Origin of the sequence: Futiania mangrovi, assembly GCF_024158125.1 — a bacterium.
In the GTDB taxonomy this organism is placed as follows: domain Bacteria; phylum Pseudomonadota; class Alphaproteobacteria; order Futianiales; family Futianiaceae; genus Futiania; species Futiania mangrovi.
The window spans coordinates 226,316-242,824 of record NZ_JAMZFT010000003.1; the positions used below are offsets into that span (position 1 = coordinate 226,316).

Consider the following 16,509-nt stretch of genomic DNA (forward strand, 5'->3'; position numbering starts at 1 on the left):
CGGGCCGCCCGGGCCGCGCGGTTCACGCGCGGCTTTTCGCCGGACACGTGCTCAGGCCCAGGATCGTGTAGGCCGGGCACGTGCCCGCCAGCGCCGTGACGATGGGCACGAGGCCGATCAGCCCCCACAACGTCTGCGGCCCCCAGAACACGAGCGAGACGAGGAACAGGCCCACGACGATCCGCAACACGCGGTCGATCGAGCCGACATTCTGCTTGAACATGGCCGAAGCCTCCCTGGCTAACGGGTACGCAAAGTACCCTCGCGTCGGGCGGGAGGATGCCGTCCTGCCGCTCGTGCGTCCTTGATCCGGATCATGTGCGCATCTCAGCCTTGCACACGCGCGGGGCTTGGCCTTCCCCGTCCCCCGCCGGTACAGTCGCTTCCGGATTTCCAACGACAACGGGATGCGCATGGCCGACTTGCTGCATTGGGAGGATTTCGAGGTCGGGCAGGTGTTCGACTACGGCTCCTACACGGTCACGGAAGAGGAAATCGTCGCCTTCGCGGAGGAGTACGATCCCCAGCGCTTCCATCTCGACGACGCCTATGCCCGCACGACCATCCTGGGCGGCATCTGCGCCAGCGGCTGGCACAGCGCGGGCATCTGGATGCGGCTGTTCAGCGACGGCTATGCGAACCGTGCCGCCAGCCTCGGCTCCCCCGGCGTGGACGATATCCGCTGGTTCAAGCCCGTGCGCCCCGGCGACGTGCTCACGGGCCGCAGCGAGATCCTCGCGCGCCGGGCCTCCAACTCCCGCCCCGACCTCGGCCTCAACACCATGAAGCACCAGCTTCTGAACGCCGCGGGCGAGGTGGTGATGGAGATGCACTCGACCCAGATGCTGCGCCGGCGCACCGCGCTCGCCACGGGAGGGGAGCGCGCATGACCGGCCTGCTGCCTGAGGACATCGAGACGGGCGTGCGCATCCGCCTCGGCGAGACGCACCTCACCCGCGACCTGATCGTGGGCTTTGCCGCGAAGTTCGACCCGCAGCCCTTCCACCTCGACGAGGAGGCGGGCCGGCAGAGCCTCTTCAAGGGCCTCGCCGCGTCCGGCTGGCAGCTTTGCGCGCTCTGGATGGGCCATTACGTCCGCTGGCGGGAGGGGATCATCCAGTCCTACCCGGACCCGGAGGGGGTGCGCGCCCGCCTCGGCCCCTCCCCCGGCCAGCGCAACATCCGCTGGATGAAGCCCGCGCTCATGGGCGACACGCTCACCTTCTACGCGACCCGCACCGCGGTCGAGGACTGGAAGAAGCCCGGCTGGGCGCTCACCACCGTGCTGTCCGAGATCGTCAACCAGCGCGGCGAGACGGCCTGCAGCTTCGAGGGCCTCGGCCTCGTCCGCAAGAGGCAGGACCCATGACGCTGCCGCCGCTGAAGACCCGCACCTACACCTACCGCGAGAACCGCTTCGATCCGGCCGAGCTTGCCGACATCACCGGCCTCGAGATGCTCCAGCAAATCCTCGCGGGCGAGCGCGCGCCGCCGTCGATCGCCGCCACCCTCAATTTCGCCTTTCACGAGGTGGGCCCGGGCCGCGTCGTCTTCCGGGGGGAACCTGCCGACTTCGCCATGAACCCGATCGGCGTGATGCACGGCGGCTGGGCGGCGACGCTGCTCGATTCCTGCATGGCCTGCGCGGTGCAGACGACCTTGCCGCGCGGCACCGCCTACACCACGGCGGAGCTTTCGGTGAACCTGACCCGCGCGATCCTGCCCTCGACCGGCCCGCTGCTCGCCATCGGCACCGTGATCCACGGCGGCCGCCGCGTCGGCACGGCGGAGGGACGCCTGGTCGGCGAGAAGGACGGAAAGCTCTACGCCCACGGCACCACGACCTGCGTCATCTTCCCCGTGGAGTGACCCGCCCAAACCGCCGCACACAAGACGGCAGCATCAGACGAGGACCGCCGCCCGATGAACATCTATCACCTGCTCGCCCGCGCCAGCACCGTGCACCGCGACCGCCCCGCCGTGGCGCTGGGCAAGACCGTGCTGCACGATTTCGCCGCGCTCGACGCGCGCGCCCGCGCAATCGCGGCGGGCCTTCTCTCTTCTCACGGCCTTGCGCGCGGCGACCGCGTCGCCATCGTCGCGGCCAACACGCCGGCCTATGTGGAGACCGTCTGGGGCATCTGGGCCGCGGGCCTCGCCGCCGTCCCGGTGAACGCCAAGCTGCACCCCAAGGAGATCGCCTACATCCTCGACCATTCGGGCGCGCGCGTCGTCTTCGCCTCGCCCGACAAGGCCGACGCCGTGGCCGAGGCGCGCACCCATGCGCCGGGCGTGGAGACCGCGATAACGCTCGACGGCCCCGATCACGACGCGCTGCTGGCCGGGACCCCGCTCGCCAGCCACGCGGAGATGGCGCGCGACGATCTCGCCTGGCTCTTCTACACCTCCGGCACGACGGGCCGGCCGAAGGGCGCGATGATCACGCACGACAATCTGCTGGCGACGACCACCAGCTATTTCCTCGACATCGACCAGGTGCCGCCCGGCGGCGCGATCGTCCACGCGGCGCCGATGTCGCACGGCTCCGGCCTCTACATGTTCCCGAACGTCGCCATGGGCGCGGCGCAGGTGATCCCGGAGTCGGGCGGCTTCGACGCCCTGGAGATCATGGACCTCATCGCCCACTGGCCCGAGGTCTCGATGTTCGCCGCCCCCACCATGATCAACCGGCTGGTGGCCAAGGCGCGCGAGGCGGCCGCCCCCGACTTCTCCAACCTGCGCGTCATCGTCTATGGCGGCGCGCCGATGCACGTCGCGGACGTGGAGCGCGCGCTGGACGTCCTCGGCCCCCGCCTCGCACAGCTTTACGGCCAGGGCGAGAGCCCGATGTGCATCACCGGCCTGTCGCGCGCCTATTACGTCGACCGCACCCATCCCCGCTTCCGCGACCGGATCGCCTCGGCGGGTTTCCCGCAGTCGGTGGTCGAGGTGCGCGTGGTGGACGAGAACGATACCCCCCTGCCCCCAGGCCAGGAGGGGGAGATCGTCGCCCGCGGCAATCCCGTGATGAAGGGCTATTGGAAGAACCCGGAGGCGACGGCGGAAACCCTGCGCGGCGGCTGGCTGCACACGGGCGACGTGGGCGTGTTCGACGAGGACGGGTTCCTCACCCTCAAGGACCGCTCCAAGGACGTCATCATCTCCGGCGGCACCAACATCTACCCGCGCGAGGTGGAGGAGGTGCTGCTGCGCCATCCGGGCGTGCTGGAATGTTCCGTCGTGGGCGCGCCGCACGCCGACTGGGGCGAGGAAGTGGTGGCCTTCGTCGTCGCCCAGCCGGGTGTGACGCTGGACGAGGCCGACCTCGACGCCTTCGTCACCGCCGAGATCGCGCGCTTCAAGCGCCCGAAGCGTTACCGCTTCATCGCGGACCTGCCCAAGTCGAACTACGGCAAGATCCTCAAGCGCGAACTCCGCGACCTGCTCGCGGCGGAGGCGAAGGATGCGGCGAACGCGGGCTAGCGTACCGGGGGCCGCCTAGACCCCCTTCACCGCCGCCTCTTCCCAAGTCCGGTAGAGGATCCAGTCGCTGACCGCCGCGACATAGTCGAGGCTCGTCTCCGAAAGCTCCGGCTGGTAGGTGCGGAAGCGGCTGACGACCGGCGCATACATGCAGTCCGCAATGGTCGGGCGGCCGTAGAGGAAGCGCCCGCCCGCACCGTATGCCGACCGCGCCTCCGCCCACAGGGCCTCGATCCGCGCAATGTCGGCGGCCACGCCCTCGGCGTCGAGGCCGCGCCCCGGATGCTCGCGTGCCATGTCCATCGGGCAGTTCTTGCGCAGGGGCGCGAAGCCCGAATGCATCTCCGCGGCGGCGGCGCGCGCGTGCGCCCGCGCCTCCCGGTCCTCGGGCCACAGGCCTGCGTCGGGGAAAAGCTCGTTGGCGTATTCGCAGATCGCCAGCGAATCCCAGACCGTGAGGTTCTGCCCGTTCACCTCGTGATGCAGCACCGGCACCTTCGCCGCGCCGTGCAGCTTTTTCAGCGCCGGGGTCGTGCCGTGCTCGCGCAGCGGGATCAGCACCTCCTCGAACTCCGCGTTCGCGAGTTTCAGCGCCAGCCACGGCCGCATCGACCAGGACGACCACGCCTTCGTGCCGATGTAGAGCGTCAGCCGTCCCGTCATGCGTCCCCCTTTTGCCCCTTCGTCAGACCACGAACCCATAGGCCAGGATCATGACGATAGCAGCCCCCAGCATGGAGAAAACAAGGATCTTGCGGACGTTGGCGTTTCGCGAGGTTTCGCCCTGCCGGGCGCGTTCGCCGTTCTCGGTGACCATGACGGCCTCCTTTCTGCCCATGGGGCAGCGCGCGGGCACATCCCCGCGCCACCCTGTCTCACCTCGTCAACGCGGGAGTCAGGCCTTGGGTTGCTGGCCGTAGGTGCGGAATTTCCCGATCACGCGCGCCATCTCGTCCCGGTCGAGCAGGCGCACGCCCCCGACCCCCAGCGCCGTCACATATTGCGCCGCGAGCGTTTCGACCTCGTGCGCCAGCGCCAGCGCCTTCTCCGGCGTCGCCCCGCACGCGATCACCCCGTGATGGGCGAGGAGGCAGGCATTGCGCCCCTTCAGCGCCGCGACGACGTGTCCCGCCAGTTCCTCCGTCCCGAAGGTTGCATAGGGCGCGCACGCGATGTCAGTCCCGCCCGCGACCGCCACCATGTAGTGGAAGGGCGGGATACCGTCCCGCTGCCCCGTCTCGGTGCAGGCGAGCGCGGTGGCAAAGCGCGAATGGGTGTGCACGACCGCGCCCACGTCCGGCTTCGCGGCATAGACCGCCATGTGGAAGTGCCATTCCGAGGAGGGCAGCGGCTCGCCCTCCCGCGTCGCCCCGTCCTCGCCCACGAAGCTCAGTTGCGCTTCCGTCAGGCCCTCGTAGGGCACGCCCGTCGGCGTGATGACCATGCCGCCCGGCACGCGCGCCGACACATTTCCCGATTTCCCGGGCGTCAGGCCCGACCGGCTCATGGCCAGCGTCGCGGCCAGGACACTGGCGCGCGCCGCGCCCTCCGCGCTCATCCCCGCCGCTCCGGATAAAGGTCCAGCAGGCCCTCCGCGCTCGCCGGGCACACGCCGCGCTCCGTCACCAGCGCGGTGACGAGGCGGGCCGGTGTCACGTCGAAGGCGGGGTTGCCCGCCGCGCTTCCCGGCGCGCTCACCTGCACCGTCTCGATGCGCCCGTCGGCGGTGCGGCCCGTCAGGTGCGTCACCTCCTCGCCGGACCGGTCCTCGATGGGGATCGCGCCCACGCCCTTCGGCAGCGTCCAGTCGATCGTCGTGTAAGGCAGCGCCACATAGAACGGCACGTCGTTGTCGTGCGCCGCCAGCGCCTTGAGGTAGGTGCCGATCTTGTTCGCCACGTCGCCGTTCGCCGCCGTGCGGTCCGTGCCGACGATGCACAGGTCGACCAGCCCGGCCTGCATCAGGTGCCCGCCGGCATTGTCCGCGACGATGGTGTGCGGCACGCCGTGCCCGCCAAGCTCGAACGCCGTCAGCGCCGCGCCCTGGTTGCGCGGGCGCGTCTCGTCCACCCACACATGCACGTCGAGGCCCTTGTCGTGCGCCATGTAGATCGGCGCGAGCGCGGTCCCCCAATCGACGCAGGCAAGCCAGCCCGCATTGCAGTGCGTCAGGATGTTGACTCGCTCGCCGGCCTTCTTCCTCGCCGCCGCCTGCTCGATCAGCTTCAGCCCGTGCGCGCCGATCCTGCGGCAGATCTCCACGTCGGCGTCGCAGATCTCGGCGGCCCGGGCCCACGCCGCCTCCAGCCGCTCGCCCCGCGGCCGGTTGCGCACGGCGGCCAGCATCTCGTCCACCGCCCACATCAGGTTGATCGCGGTCGGGCGCGCGGCCTTCAGGCCCTTCGCCGCCGTCTCCAGCATCTCGTCGGAGGCATCCTCCGCCAGCGCCAGGCACATGCCATGGGCCGCCGTCGCACCGATGCAGGGCGCGCCGCGCACGACCATGGTGCGGATCGCTTCCTCCGCGTCCTGCCAGCGGTTGAGCGTGCGCGTGGCGAAGCGGAAGGGCAATTGCGTCTGGTCGATGACCACGACGCTCGCCTCCCCCTCGCCGCGCCAGATGGTGCGATAGTGCGTGCCGTCGATCTTCATGGGCGCCTCACCTGCTCGGGGTCTGCCGCGTGCATCTCTCGCGTGCCGTCCCTCTTAGGGCCTTCCATGTCGCGATGCGGGCCCGCCCCGTCAATGCCCTCTCAATGCCCCTCATAGCTCGCGAGCGCGAACACCGGCACGTCCAGCGCCTCGATCCGCTTGCGCCCGCCGAGGTCCGGCAGGTCCACGATGAAGGCGCAGCCGACCACCACGCCCTCCATCCGGCGCACGAGCTTGATCGCCGCCTCGACCGTTCCGCCCGTGGCGATCAGGTCGTCGACGATCAGCACCTGCTCGCCGGGCTTCACGCTGTCGACGTGCATCTCCAGCGTGTCGTGGCCGTATTCCAGCGCATAGTCCTCGGCCAGCGTCTTCCAGGGCAGCTTGCCCTTCTTGCGTACCGGCACGAAGCCGATGGACAGCTGGTGCGCGACCGCGCCGCCGATCACGAAGCCGCGGCTCTCGATGCCTGCGACCTTGTCGATGCGCGTCCCGGCATAGGGCTGGACCAACTCGTCCACCACGCGCCGGAACCCGCGCGCGTCGCCCCACAGGCTGGTCACGTCGCGGAACATGATGCCGGGCTTGGGATAGTCCGGGATGGTGCGGATCAGGCCCTTGATGTCCATCGCGTTCAGCCTCCCAGTACGCGGCCCGCGACCGCGTCGAGTTTCTTCAGCATCTCCGGGTCGCGCGCGTCGGGCGCGGTGATCAGCGCGGTGTCGAGCACGTGGTTGCAGCCGCGCGGGCAGGCGCCGTCGTGCCGCGCAAGCTCCGGCGCGGCGCGCGCGACGAGGCCGCGGGCCTTCACCGCGTTGCCGACCAGAACGCGGATCACGCTTTCGACCTCCACGTGCTCATGGTCCGGGTGCCAGCAGTCGTAATCCGTGACCATGGCGACGGTCGCGTAGCAGATCTCCGCCTCGCGGGCGAGCTTGGCCTCCGGCATGTTCGTCATGCCGATCACGTCGCAGCCCCACTGCCGGTAGAGGTTTGACTCCGCGAGGCTGGAGAACTGCGGCCCCTCCATCACCAGGTAGGTGCCGCCGCGGTGGACGGTGATGCCCTCGGCCCGCGCCGCCGTCTCCAGCATGTCGCCAAGCCGCCCGCACACCGGGTGCGCCATGGAGACGTGCGCCACCATGCCGTTGCCGAAGAAGCTCTTCTCGCGCGCGAACGTGCGGTCGATGAATTGGTCGACGACCACGAAGTCGCCCGGCGCCAGCTCCTCCCGGAACGAGCCGCACGCCGAGACCGAGATGATGTCCGTAACGCCCGACCGCTTCAGCGCGTCGATGTTGGCGCGGTAGTTGATGCCGCTCGGGCTCAGCCTGTGCCCGCGGCCGTGGCGGGGAAGGAACACGAGCTCGGCCTCGCCCAGCCGTCCGAACAGCAGCGCGTCCGACGGCGCGCCCCAGGGCGTCCCCACCTGCCGCCATTCCTTGTCCTCGAGCCCGTCGATCTCGTAGAGGCCCGAACCGCCGATGATTCCGATGCGCCGCGTCATGTCGTGAGACACCCCTCTCTGCCCTTGTCTGCCTGTTTCCGGGCGTTCTGGCACGCCGCCCGACAGATGAAAGGCCGCGCGAGGGGTGCTCGCGCGGCCTTGCCGTCTCTCACCCCTCCGCGAGGAAGGGGGCAGGGATCCCGCCGCTCAGTGCGCGATCCCCTTCCACATCTTCTTGTAGCTCGCGTAGAGCAGGCCCGCGAGGATGAACAGGAACAGCATGACGCGCAGGCCGGTCTCCTTGCGCTCGACCATGGTCGGCTCGGCCGCCCAGGCAAGGAAGGCCGCCACGTCGCGCGCCATCTGGTCCTCGGTCGCGGGCGTGCCGTCGGCATACTCCACCAGCCCCTCCATCAGCGGCGGCGCCATGGCGATCCACGGGCCGTTCGCAAAATAGGGGTTGTAGTTGCTTCCCGCCGGCCCCTCGCCCGCGTCCGCCGGCGGCTCCTGGTAGCCGGTCAGCACGGAGTAGACGTACTCCGGCCCGCCGATGCCCTCGAAGAACTGCTTGATGGTGCCGTGGAAGCCCGCCCGCGCCTTGGTGATCAGCGACAGGTCAACCGGATAGGCGCCGTTCGCCGCGGTCGCCGCTTCCTTGTTCGGGAAGGGAGCCACGAACCTGTCGGAGGGCAGCGCCGGACGCATGAACATCTCGCCCGAGCTGTCGGGACCGTCCTGCACCTCGTACTGGGCCGCGATGGCGCGGACCTCTTCCTCGGTGAAGCCCGGCCCGTTCTCCTCCCCCAGCGCCCGGTAGTGCACATAGTTCATGGAGTGGCAGGCCGCGCAGACCTCCTTGTACACCTGGAAGCCGCGCTGCAGCTGGGCCCGGTCGAACTTGCCGAACGGCCCCTCGAAGCTGAAGTCGATGTTGATCGCGGGCTCGACCTTGCCGGCGGCGAGGGCGGCCGGACCGCCCATGACCGCCATGCCGAGGGCGAGGCCAAGGATGACTGTCGTTTTCTTCATTGCTCTCGATCCCATCATCCAGGCGTCACTCGGCGGGCTGGGCAGCCGCGCCGCCCTCGCCCTTGGACTTCGCTTTCGCCAGCACGGCCTCGGCGATCGACTTCGGCCGCGGCCGCGGGGTCTCCATGAGCCCCACGAGCGGCATGATCACCAGGAAGTGCAGGAAGTAATAGGCGGTCGCGATACGGCCGATGATGATCCACACGCCTTCCGCCGGGCGGGAGCCGACATAGCCCAGCACGATGCAGTCGATCACCAGCAGCCAGAAGAACTGCTTGTAGATCGGCCGGAAGGTCGCCGAGCGCACCTTCGACGTGTCGAGCCACGGCACGATGAACAGCACCGCGATGGCGCCGAACATCAGCAGCACGCCGCCCAGCTTGTCCGGCACCGCGCGCAGGATCGCGTAGAACGGCAGGAAATACCATTCGGGCACGATGTGCGCCGGCGTGACCAGCGGGTTCGCCTCGACGTAGTTGTCGGGGTGGCCCATGTAGTTCGGCATGTAGAACACGAAGAAGGCGAACACGATCACGAAGACCACGAGCGCGAAGGCATCCTTCACCGTGTAGTACGGATGGAACGGCACCGCGTCCTGCTTGGGATCCTTCACGTCGATGCCGAGCGGGTTGTTGTTGCCCGGCACGTGCAGCGCCCAGATGTGCAGGACCACCACGCCCGCGATCGCGAACGGCAGCAGATAGTGCAGCGAGAAGAAGCGGTTGAGCGTCGGGTTGTCGACGTTGAAGCCGCCCCACAGCCACGTCACCACCGACTCGCCCACCAGCGGGATCGCCGAGAACAGGTTGGTGATCACGGTCGCGCCCCAGAAGCTCATCTGCCCCCAGGGAAGCACGTAGCCCATGAACGCGGTGGCCATCATCAGCAGCAGGATGACGACGCCCAGGATCCACAGCACCTCGCGCGGTTCCTTGTAGGAGCCGTAGTAGAGGCCGCGGAAGATATGGATGTAGACGGCGATGAAGAACATCGACGCGCCGTTCATGTGGATGTAGCGCAGCAGCCAGCCGCTGTTCACGTCGCGCATGATGTGCTCGATCGACGCGAAGGCGTAATCGGTGTGCGGCGTGTAATGCATCACCAGCACGACGCCCGTGATGATCTGTACCACCAGCATGAACGTCAGGATGCCGCCGAAGGTGTACCAGTAGTTCAGGTTCTTCGGGGTCGGGAATGCGTTCAGCTGATCGTTCATCAGGCTGAAGATCGGCAACCTGCTGTCGACCCAGGCGGCAACCTTGTTCTTGGGAACGTAGTTCGAGCCGTGTCCGCTCATGGTTTCAGACCTCACCCGATTCGGATCGTCGTGTCGTCGAGGAATTCGTAGGGCGGCACGTCGAGGTTCCGAGGCGCCGGCCCGCGGCGAATCCGCCCGGACGTGTCGTAGTGCGAACCGTGGCACGGGCAGAACCAGCCGCCGTACTCGCCCTTTGCTTCGCCGCTGCCCTGCCCGTTCGGCACGCAGCCGAGGTGGGTGCAGATGCCGATCATCACGAGCCACGCCTCGTGGCCTTCCTTCACCCGCTCCGCATCGGTCTGCGGATCGGGCAGGTCGGCGACGGCCACCGAGCGCGCCTGCTCGATCCGCTCCGGCGTGCGGTGGTCGATGAACACCGGCTTGCCCCGCCAGGTCACGGTGACCCGCTGGCCTTCCTCGATCGGCGACAGGTCCACGTCCGTGGACGCCAGCGCCAGGACCGACTTGTCCGGGTTCATCTGGTTGATGAGCGGCCACACGGCCCCGGCCGCGCCGACCGCGCCGAAGGCGGCGGTCGCGACATAGATGAAATCACGACGCGTTCCGCCGTCCCCTTCGGACGACGGGTCATGCGTTTGGTGAGCTGTGGTGTCCGTCACTGGTCCCAACCCTTGTCTTGCCAAGCCCTGTCTGGCGTACCTGTCTTGCCCGCCTCGTGCAAAATGGCACGCCCCGGCGGTCGCGTATTACACCATGACCACATATTGTCCAATCCCCCCGACGCGGCGATGTGACGTAATGCGGCATGCCTGCCCCGCAGGACCGCCTGCCGCCGCGCGCGGCGGAGTATGGCATGGACGCGCGCGCTGTGCGACATGAACGGCACCCGGATGCCGTCTGAAGGAGCCGTCTTGCGATGACCGACCAGCCCCCCGCCCCCGCCTGGATTCCCGGCGAGACAGAGAAGGATGCCGCGGCCGCATGGTTCCGCACCCTGCGCGACCGGATCTGCTCGGCGTTCGAGGGGATAGAGGACGCGCTCGAAGGCACGCGCCATGGCGGCCTCGCGCCCGGCCGCTTCGCGCGGCGGCGCTGGCAGCGCCCCTCCGACGACGGGTCGGACGCGGGCGGCGGCGAGATGTCGCTCATGCACGGGCGGGTGTTCGAGAAGGTGGGGGTCAACATCTCCACCGTGCACGGGCACTTCTCGCCCGATTTCGCAAGGCAGATCCCCGGCGCGAGCGCGGAGACCCCGTTCTGGGCGTCGGGCATCAGCCTCGTTGCGCACATGCGCTCGCCAAAGGTGCCGGCGGTGCACATGAACACGCGCATGATCGTGACCTCGAAGGGCTGGTTCGGCGGCGGCGCGGATCTCACGCCCATGGTGCCGGACGAGGACGACACCGCCCGCTTCCACACGGCGCTCAAGGCCGCGTGCGATGCGCACGATCCCGATTATTATGCCCGCTTTTCAAAGTGGTGTGACGAATACTTCTTCCTGAAACACAGGAACGAGCCGCGCGGCGTCGGCGGCATCTTCTACGATTATCTGGACACGCCCGACCGGCAGGCCTGGGACCGCAATTTCGCCTTTACCCGCGAGGTGGGCAATGCTTTCGCCGAGGTCTACCCGGAGATCGTGCGCCGCCACATGGAGCGCGACTGGACCGAGGAGGAGCGCGCCCACCAACTCGTCCGGCGCGGCCGCTATGTCGAGTTCAACCTGCTCTACGACCGCGGCACGCTGTTCGGGCTCAAGACCGGCGGCAACATCGAGGCGATTCTCATGAGCCTGCCGCCCGAGGTCCGCTGGCCCTGAGGCCGCCCTCCGCCTCGATCAGGCGGCGGGCGTGTGCCAGGAGCCCTGCGCGGTCCTCCGCGAAGCCGCCCGCGATCCAGTCGGCCTCCAGCCGCTTCAGCAATTTCCCCAGCGCTGGCCCCTGCGCCGCGCCGAGGTCGGCCAGGTCGCGGCCGTTGAGCGGGAAGGCCGGCGGCTCCCAGGCCGTCAGCCCCGCCAGCGCCTGCCAGCGTCCATCGCCCGCGTCCGCGCCGGAAAGCGCCCAGCCCGCCACCACAGCGTCGCGCCAGACCACGCGGCCGGCACGGTAGATCTCTGCCCGCGCCTCCGCCTCGCCCATGTGCGGGTCGATCCGCGGCACCAGCGTGCGAATGTCGTCCAGGTGCCCTGCCTGCCGGTTGGAGAGCCGCAAGCTGTCCTTCAGCCTGCCCGTCCGTCCTGCCGTCAGCGCGACGAGGCGGCGCATGGGGCCGGGGTTGTAGTCCAGCGCGATCTCGACCGTGACGACGCGCGCCATCGCCTCCACCTCCCGCGCGTCGGGCAGGATCTGCGCCAGCACGCCTGTCTCCGCCATGCCTTCGACCGCGGTGCGCGGGTCGCGCGCGGCCATCAGCTTCATCGTTTCCTTGCCGATCCGTTCCGCCGAGATGCGGCCAAGCCCCTCGACATGCGCCGCGCAGGCGCCGAGCCCTTCCGCGTCGAGCGCGCCCTTCCCGTACCAGGCATGGAACCGGAAGAACCGCAGGATGCGCAGGAAGTCCTCCCCGATGCGGGCGTGCGGGTCGCCGACGAAGCGCACGCGCCCCGCCAGCGCGTCCTCCAGCCCCCCCAGCGGATCGACGAGCGTGCCGTCGGCCTCTGCATAGAGCGCGTTCATCGTGAAGTCGCGCCGGGCCGCGTCCTCCGCCCAGTCGTCGGTATAGGCGACCGTGGCGTGGCGGCCGTGCGTCTCCACGTCGCGGCGCAGCGTCGTGACCTCGAACGGCCGGCCGTGGCTCACCAGCGTCACCGTGCCATGGTCGATGCCGGTCGGAACGGACTTGATGCCCGCGGCTTCCGCCCGGGCCATCACCGCGTCCGGGGTCAGCGGCGTGGCGATGTCGATGTCGTCCACCTCCGCGCCCAGCAGCGCGTTGCGCACGCATCCGCCGACAAAGCGCGCCTTGCCGCCGTCCGCCGCCAGTGCCGCCATCACCTCGCGCGTCGCGGTCGCCTCCAGCCAGTCGCCGGCAATCCTCATTGCCTCTCCTGAACCGGTTCGAAGCGTCCGGGGACGAGCTTTCCGTCCTCGATCCGCGCCGGGACGTAGACGCTCTTGGGCGCCGAGGAATCCCCGTGCCCGATCAGCCAGAACCCCAGCCCGCCCAGCACCAGCCCCGCTGCCGCCAGCGCCGCAATGTGCCGGTTCGTCACCTCGTCGGGGCCCTTCCCGCGGGCGCGCGCGTACTTCAGCCAAAGCCAGTAGACCACGAACGGCAGGAGGAAGAGGACGATGTTGAACGCAACCCGAATCATGTCCCTTGCGCCTCCCCCGCGCCCGCCGGCTCCGTTTCCGCCATTCGCAGCGCCAGACCCCGCAGCATGCCCGCGGTCGCGCCCCAGATATAATAGCCCTGCCAGGGCATCGCGTAATATTCCCGCCGCTCGCCCTGCCAGTCGCGGGCGTGGCGTTCGTGATTGGCCGGGTTCATCAGGAAGTCGAGCGGCGCCTCGAACACCTCCGCCACCTCGTGCGGATTGGGAACCAGCCGCACGCCCGGGTCGACGAAGCCCAGCACCGGCGTCACGCGGAAGCCGGTACCCGTCACGTAGAAGTCGAGCAGCCCCGCCACCTCGACATGGGCGCGGGAAAGACCCACCTCCTCCTCCGCCTCGCGCAGGGCCGCGGCTACCGCGTCGGTGTCCTCCGGGTCGACCTTGCCGCCGGGGAACGCGATCTGGCCTGCATGCGAGGGCAGATGGTCCGTCCGCCGCGTCAGGATCACGGTCGCCCCGTGCGCCCGCTCCACGACGGGCACCAGCACCGCTGCGTCGCGCAGGCTGTCGGGCGCGAAGCGCGCAGCCGACGGATTGAGGTCGTAATCGCTCGTCGCAGCCGGCGGCCGCGCCTTGAGCGCACGCTCGATCCGCCCCCGCCACGCGCCCGCGCGCGCGCCCCTCAAAGGCCGAGCTCCCGGGCCGGCGCGAAGGGGAAGAACACGCCCCCGCTCCACACGCCGAAGAGGCGCGCACCGTCCTTCTCCTCCACCGTGCCGTAGTCGACGAGGTAGTAGAACATCGCCCGGTTCACCCGCGCCTCCAGCCGCGCCCGCACCAGCACGTAAGGTGTGGGCTCACCCGTCTCCGGGTCCTTCTCGATGCGAATCGGGTGGTCCGCGTCCGCCGTGACGAAATCGCCGACATTGGTGCGGAAGGTCAGCGTCTGCGCGCGCCCCTCGCCCTTCGCCTCCACATCGACCGCGACGAAGGGCACGTCCTCCACCTCGATGCCGACGCGCTCCACCGGCGTCACCAGCACATAGGAGCCGTCGTCCTCCTTGCGCAGGATGGTCGAGAACAGGCGCACCAGCCGCTCCCGCCCGATCGGCGTGCCCTGGTAGAACCAGAGGCCGTCGCGCGCGATGCGCATGTCGATTTCGCCGCAATACTCCGGGTTCCACAGGTGCACCGGCGGCAGGCCCTTTTCCGCATTGGCGCTTGCCGCCCGCGCCAGCCCGTCGAGCCCTGCGGGTGCGTCCGTCTTTTGGTCAGTTCCAGACACGCTGTCGCCTTAATCCCCTTGCCTGATGAGGTCCGCTTCGCCCCCGCGCCGGCGGTCCCTCGCCGCTTCGGTTGCGGCTTCGCCTTTCCGGCGCTTCATGGGGCAATATATGGTGTTCGGTGACCGGTTTACAGGGAAGCCCAGCATGTCCGACCACGCAAGCCAGGATGCCCGCGCCGCCGCAGAGGTTGCCGAGGTCGATGCCATCGCCGCGCGGCTCGCCCGTGCCCGCGATGCGGTCGACCGCGTCATCGTCGGCCAGCGCGACGTCATCGAGCAGACGTTCATCACCCTTCTCGCGGGCGGCCACGCTTTGCTCGTCGGCGTTCCGGGGCTTGCCAAGACCAAGCTCGTGACCACGCTCGGCACGGTGCTCGGTCTCGACGCGGGCCGCATCCAGTTCACGCCCGACCTCATGCCCGCCGACATCACGGGCGCGGAGGTGCTGGAGGAAACCCAGACCGGCGAGCGGGTGTTCCGCTTCATCAAGGGTCCCGTTTTCTGCCAGTTGCTGATGGCGGACGAGATCAACCGGGCGAGCCCGCGCACCCAGTCCGCGCTCCTCCAGGCGATGCAGGAAGCGCACGTGACCGTCGCCGGCCAGCGCTACGACCTGCCGCGCCCGTTCCACGTGCTCGCGACCCAGAATCCGCTGGAGCAGGAGGGCACCTACCCCCTGCCCGAGGCGCAGTTGGACCGCTTCCTGCTGCAGATCGACGTGACCTACCCCAGCCTCGCGGCGGAGCGGGCGATGCTGCTCCAGACCACCGGCGACCACGAGCCCGTGGCCGAGGCCGCGCTCGATCCGGAAACACTGATGGCTGCGCAGCGCCTCGTACGCCGCCTGCCGATCGGCGAGAGCGTGGTGGACGCCATCGTCTCCCTCGTCCGCTCCGCCCGGCCGGAGGACGAGACCGCGGCCGAGCCCGTGCGCGCCCACCTCGCCTGGGGTCCGGGGCCGCGCGCCGGACAGGCGCTGATGCTCGCGGTGCGCGCGCGTGCGCTGCTCGACGGGCGGCTTGCGCCCTCCATCGACGACGTGATCGCGCTTGCCCCGCCGATCCTGCGCCACCGCATGGCGCTGAACTACGCCGCCCGCGCCGAGGGGGAGACGCTCGACGCCCTGATCGGCCGTCTTCTCGCGCCCTTGCGCTGACGCCTGGGCGGACGAAGGCGCGATGGCACTCCCCTCTCCCGACGCACCCGCCGGACGCCCCCTCGGGCCGGAGGACGCGCGCCCCCTGCGCGCCGAGGCCGAGGCGCTGGGCGCCCGCCTGCCGCCCCTGCTGGTGGAGGCCGAGCGCGTGGCCGCAACCGTCGCGCAAGGCGTGCACGGGCGGCGCCGCGTCGGCATGGGGGAGACGTTCTGGCAGTACCGCCACGCCCGCGCGGGCGATCCCGCGACCGCCATCGACTGGCGCCAGTCCGCCAAGTCCGATCGCCTCTATGTCCGCGAGAACGAGTGGGAGGCGGCGGAAACCGTCTGGCTCTGGTGCGACCGGTCTGCCTCCATGGCCTGGCGCTCCTCGGAGAAGCTGCCGGAGAAGGGCCACCGCGCCGGGCTCCTCACGCTTGCGTTGACCTCGCTGCTCCTGCGCGGGGGGGAGCGCGTGGGCCTCATCAGCCATGCCGGGGGCGAGGCGCGCCCGCTCACCGGCCGTGCCGCCCTCGACCGCGTGCTGGAGACGCTGATGGGGCCGAGCCGGGGGCAGAGCGTGCCGCCCGCCCTTCCGCTCCCCCGGTTCAGCCGCGCGGTCTTCACCGGCGACTTCCTGACCGATCCCGACGCCGTCGCCGGCGTGGTCCGCGCCCATGCCGCGCGCGGCGTCGCGGGCCACCTGCTGATGATCGCCGATCCGGTGGAGGAAGCGCCCGACTTCCGCGGCCGCACCCGCTTCCGCGACGTGGAGGGCGCACTCGACCTCATTCTCGAACGCCCCGAAAGCCTAGCGGAGAAGTACGAGGCCCGCCGCGCCGCGCACCGCGATGCACTCGCCACGCTCGCCCGCAACGCAGGCTGGACCTTCGCCGTGCATCGCACCGACACCGCGCCGGAGGTCCCGCTGCTCTCGCTCTATGCCGCGCTGTCGGGCGCGCGGCTCTCGGCCCGGGCGTGAGGG

21 protein-coding genes are annotated in these 16,509 nt (G+C 69.8%); 7 read left to right on the plus strand and 14 right to left on the minus strand.

Annotation, left to right across the window (positions count from 1 at the left end):
* Window positions 1-22: 22 nt before the first annotated feature.
* Window positions 23-223, minus strand: coding sequence for a YgaP family membrane protein (locus NJQ99_RS13805; protein ID WP_269333454.1), 201 nt, complete (start codon window positions 221-223; stop codon window positions 23-25).
* 190 nt (window positions 224-413) lie between these two features.
* Here NJQ99_RS13805 and NJQ99_RS13810 point away from each other — a divergent pair, with 190 nt between their 5' ends.
* The 4 genes from NJQ99_RS13810 to NJQ99_RS13825 are packed head-to-tail and all read left to right on the plus strand — an operon-like array spanning window position 414 to window position 3,483.
* The gene (locus NJQ99_RS13810) at window positions 414-890 is read left to right on the plus strand and encodes a MaoC family dehydratase (RefSeq protein WP_269333455.1); all 477 of its coding nucleotides are present in this window, start codon (window positions 414-416) and stop codon (window positions 888-890) included.
* Window positions 887-1,369 (plus strand): MaoC/PaaZ C-terminal domain-containing protein, encoded by a 483-nt coding sequence (locus NJQ99_RS13815; RefSeq protein ID WP_269333456.1) that lies wholly within the window; start codon window positions 887-889, stop codon window positions 1,367-1,369. The genes NJQ99_RS13810 and NJQ99_RS13815 overlap by 4 nt, the downstream gene beginning before the upstream one ends.
* Window positions 1,366-1,869, plus strand: coding sequence for a PaaI family thioesterase (locus NJQ99_RS13820; protein ID WP_269333457.1), 504 nt, complete (start codon window positions 1,366-1,368; stop codon window positions 1,867-1,869). The genes NJQ99_RS13815 and NJQ99_RS13820 overlap by 4 nt, the downstream gene beginning before the upstream one ends.
* A gap of 54 nt (window positions 1,870-1,923) precedes the next feature.
* On the plus strand, window positions 1,924-3,483 hold the full coding sequence (locus NJQ99_RS13825; protein ID WP_269333458.1) for an AMP-binding protein: 1,560 nt from the start codon (window positions 1,924-1,926) through the stop codon (window positions 3,481-3,483).
* A 15-nt stretch (window positions 3,484-3,498) separates the two neighbouring features.
* Here NJQ99_RS13825 and NJQ99_RS13830 read toward each other — a convergent pair whose 3' ends face one another.
* The 9 genes from NJQ99_RS13830 to petA form a co-directional block, all read right to left on the minus strand.
* Window positions 3,499-4,146, minus strand: coding sequence for a glutathione S-transferase family protein (locus tag NJQ99_RS13830; protein ID WP_269333459.1), 648 nt, complete (start codon window positions 4,144-4,146; stop codon window positions 3,499-3,501).
* A gap of 22 nt (window positions 4,147-4,168) precedes the next feature.
* Window positions 4,169-4,300 (minus strand): hypothetical protein, encoded by a 132-nt coding sequence (locus tag NJQ99_RS13835; RefSeq protein ID WP_269333460.1) that lies wholly within the window; start codon window positions 4,298-4,300, stop codon window positions 4,169-4,171.
* A 78-nt stretch (window positions 4,301-4,378) separates the two neighbouring features.
* Window positions 4,379-5,041: a class II aldolase/adducin family protein gene (locus tag NJQ99_RS13840; protein WP_269333461.1), complete on the minus strand. Its 663-nt coding sequence runs from the start codon at window positions 5,039-5,041 to the stop codon at window positions 4,379-4,381.
* Window positions 5,038-6,135 carry an S-methyl-5-thioribose-1-phosphate isomerase gene (gene mtnA / locus NJQ99_RS13845; RefSeq protein ID WP_269333462.1) on the minus strand — a complete coding sequence of 366 codons (1,098 nt, stop codon included), beginning with the start codon at window positions 6,133-6,135 and terminating at the stop codon, window positions 5,038-5,040. Before mtnA ends, NJQ99_RS13840 begins: the two co-directional genes overlap by 4 nt.
* Before the next feature lie 101 nt (window positions 6,136-6,236).
* Window positions 6,237-6,764 carry an adenine phosphoribosyltransferase gene (locus NJQ99_RS13850; protein WP_269333463.1) on the minus strand — a complete coding sequence of 176 codons (528 nt, stop codon included), beginning with the start codon at window positions 6,762-6,764 and terminating at the stop codon, window positions 6,237-6,239.
* A 5-nt stretch (window positions 6,765-6,769) separates the two neighbouring features.
* A complete protein-coding gene (locus tag NJQ99_RS13855; protein ID WP_269333464.1) occupies window positions 6,770-7,642 on the minus strand; it encodes an S-methyl-5'-thioadenosine phosphorylase in 873 nt (290 codons plus the stop codon).
* Window positions 7,643-7,789: 147 nt separating this feature from the next.
* Window positions 7,790-8,611 (minus strand): cytochrome c1, encoded by an 822-nt coding sequence (locus tag NJQ99_RS13860; RefSeq protein WP_269333465.1) that lies wholly within the window; start codon window positions 8,609-8,611, stop codon window positions 7,790-7,792.
* Window positions 8,612-8,636: 25 nt separating this feature from the next.
* The gene (locus NJQ99_RS13865; RefSeq protein WP_269333466.1) at window positions 8,637-9,908 is read right to left on the minus strand and encodes a cytochrome b; all 1,272 of its coding nucleotides are present in this window, start codon (window positions 9,906-9,908) and stop codon (window positions 8,637-8,639) included.
* A gap of 11 nt (window positions 9,909-9,919) precedes the next feature.
* Window positions 9,920-10,489 carry a ubiquinol-cytochrome c reductase iron-sulfur subunit gene (petA, locus tag NJQ99_RS13870; protein WP_269333467.1) on the minus strand — a complete coding sequence of 190 codons (570 nt, stop codon included), beginning with the start codon at window positions 10,487-10,489 and terminating at the stop codon, window positions 9,920-9,922.
* Window positions 10,490-10,746: 257 nt separating this feature from the next.
* Between petA and hemF the strand changes: the two genes are divergently transcribed.
* Window positions 10,747-11,649, plus strand: a complete 903-nt coding sequence (gene hemF, locus NJQ99_RS13875; RefSeq protein ID WP_269333468.1) for an oxygen-dependent coproporphyrinogen oxidase — start codon at window positions 10,747-10,749, stop codon at window positions 11,647-11,649.
* Here hemF and NJQ99_RS13880 read toward each other — a convergent pair.
* From NJQ99_RS13880 to NJQ99_RS13895, 4 genes are read right to left on the minus strand one after another with little or no spacing between them, the layout of a single operon-like run.
* Complete coding sequence (locus NJQ99_RS13880; protein WP_269333469.1) at window positions 11,615-12,868, minus strand: CCA tRNA nucleotidyltransferase; 1,254 nt, start codon at window positions 12,866-12,868, stop codon at window positions 11,615-11,617. The genes hemF and NJQ99_RS13880 overlap by 35 nt on opposite strands.
* Entirely contained in the window at window positions 12,865-13,143 is a 279-nt protein-coding gene (locus NJQ99_RS13885) for a DUF6111 family protein (protein ID WP_269333470.1), read from the minus strand. Before NJQ99_RS13885 ends, NJQ99_RS13880 begins: the two co-directional genes overlap by 4 nt.
* Window positions 13,140-13,790: a CoA pyrophosphatase gene (locus NJQ99_RS13890; RefSeq protein WP_269333471.1), complete on the minus strand. Its 651-nt coding sequence runs from the start codon at window positions 13,788-13,790 to the stop codon at window positions 13,140-13,142. Before NJQ99_RS13890 ends, NJQ99_RS13885 begins: the two co-directional genes overlap by 4 nt.
* On the minus strand, window positions 13,787-14,389 hold the full coding sequence (locus NJQ99_RS13895; RefSeq protein ID WP_331283342.1) for a DUF1285 domain-containing protein: 603 nt from the start codon (window positions 14,387-14,389) through the stop codon (window positions 13,787-13,789). The genes NJQ99_RS13890 and NJQ99_RS13895 overlap by 4 nt, the downstream gene beginning before the upstream one ends.
* A gap of 145 nt (window positions 14,390-14,534) precedes the next feature.
* On the opposite strand from NJQ99_RS13895, the gene NJQ99_RS13900 reads away from it, so the two are divergent.
* Together NJQ99_RS13900 and NJQ99_RS13905 are read left to right on the plus strand one after the other, a co-directional pair.
* A complete protein-coding gene (locus tag NJQ99_RS13900; RefSeq protein WP_269333472.1) occupies window positions 14,535-15,545 on the plus strand; it encodes an AAA family ATPase in 1,011 nt (336 codons plus the stop codon).
* A 22-nt stretch (window positions 15,546-15,567) separates the two neighbouring features.
* Window positions 15,568-16,506 carry a DUF58 domain-containing protein gene (locus NJQ99_RS13905; protein ID WP_269333473.1) on the plus strand — a complete coding sequence of 313 codons (939 nt, stop codon included), beginning with the start codon at window positions 15,568-15,570 and terminating at the stop codon, window positions 16,504-16,506.
* Window positions 16,507-16,509: the final 3 nt, after the last annotated feature.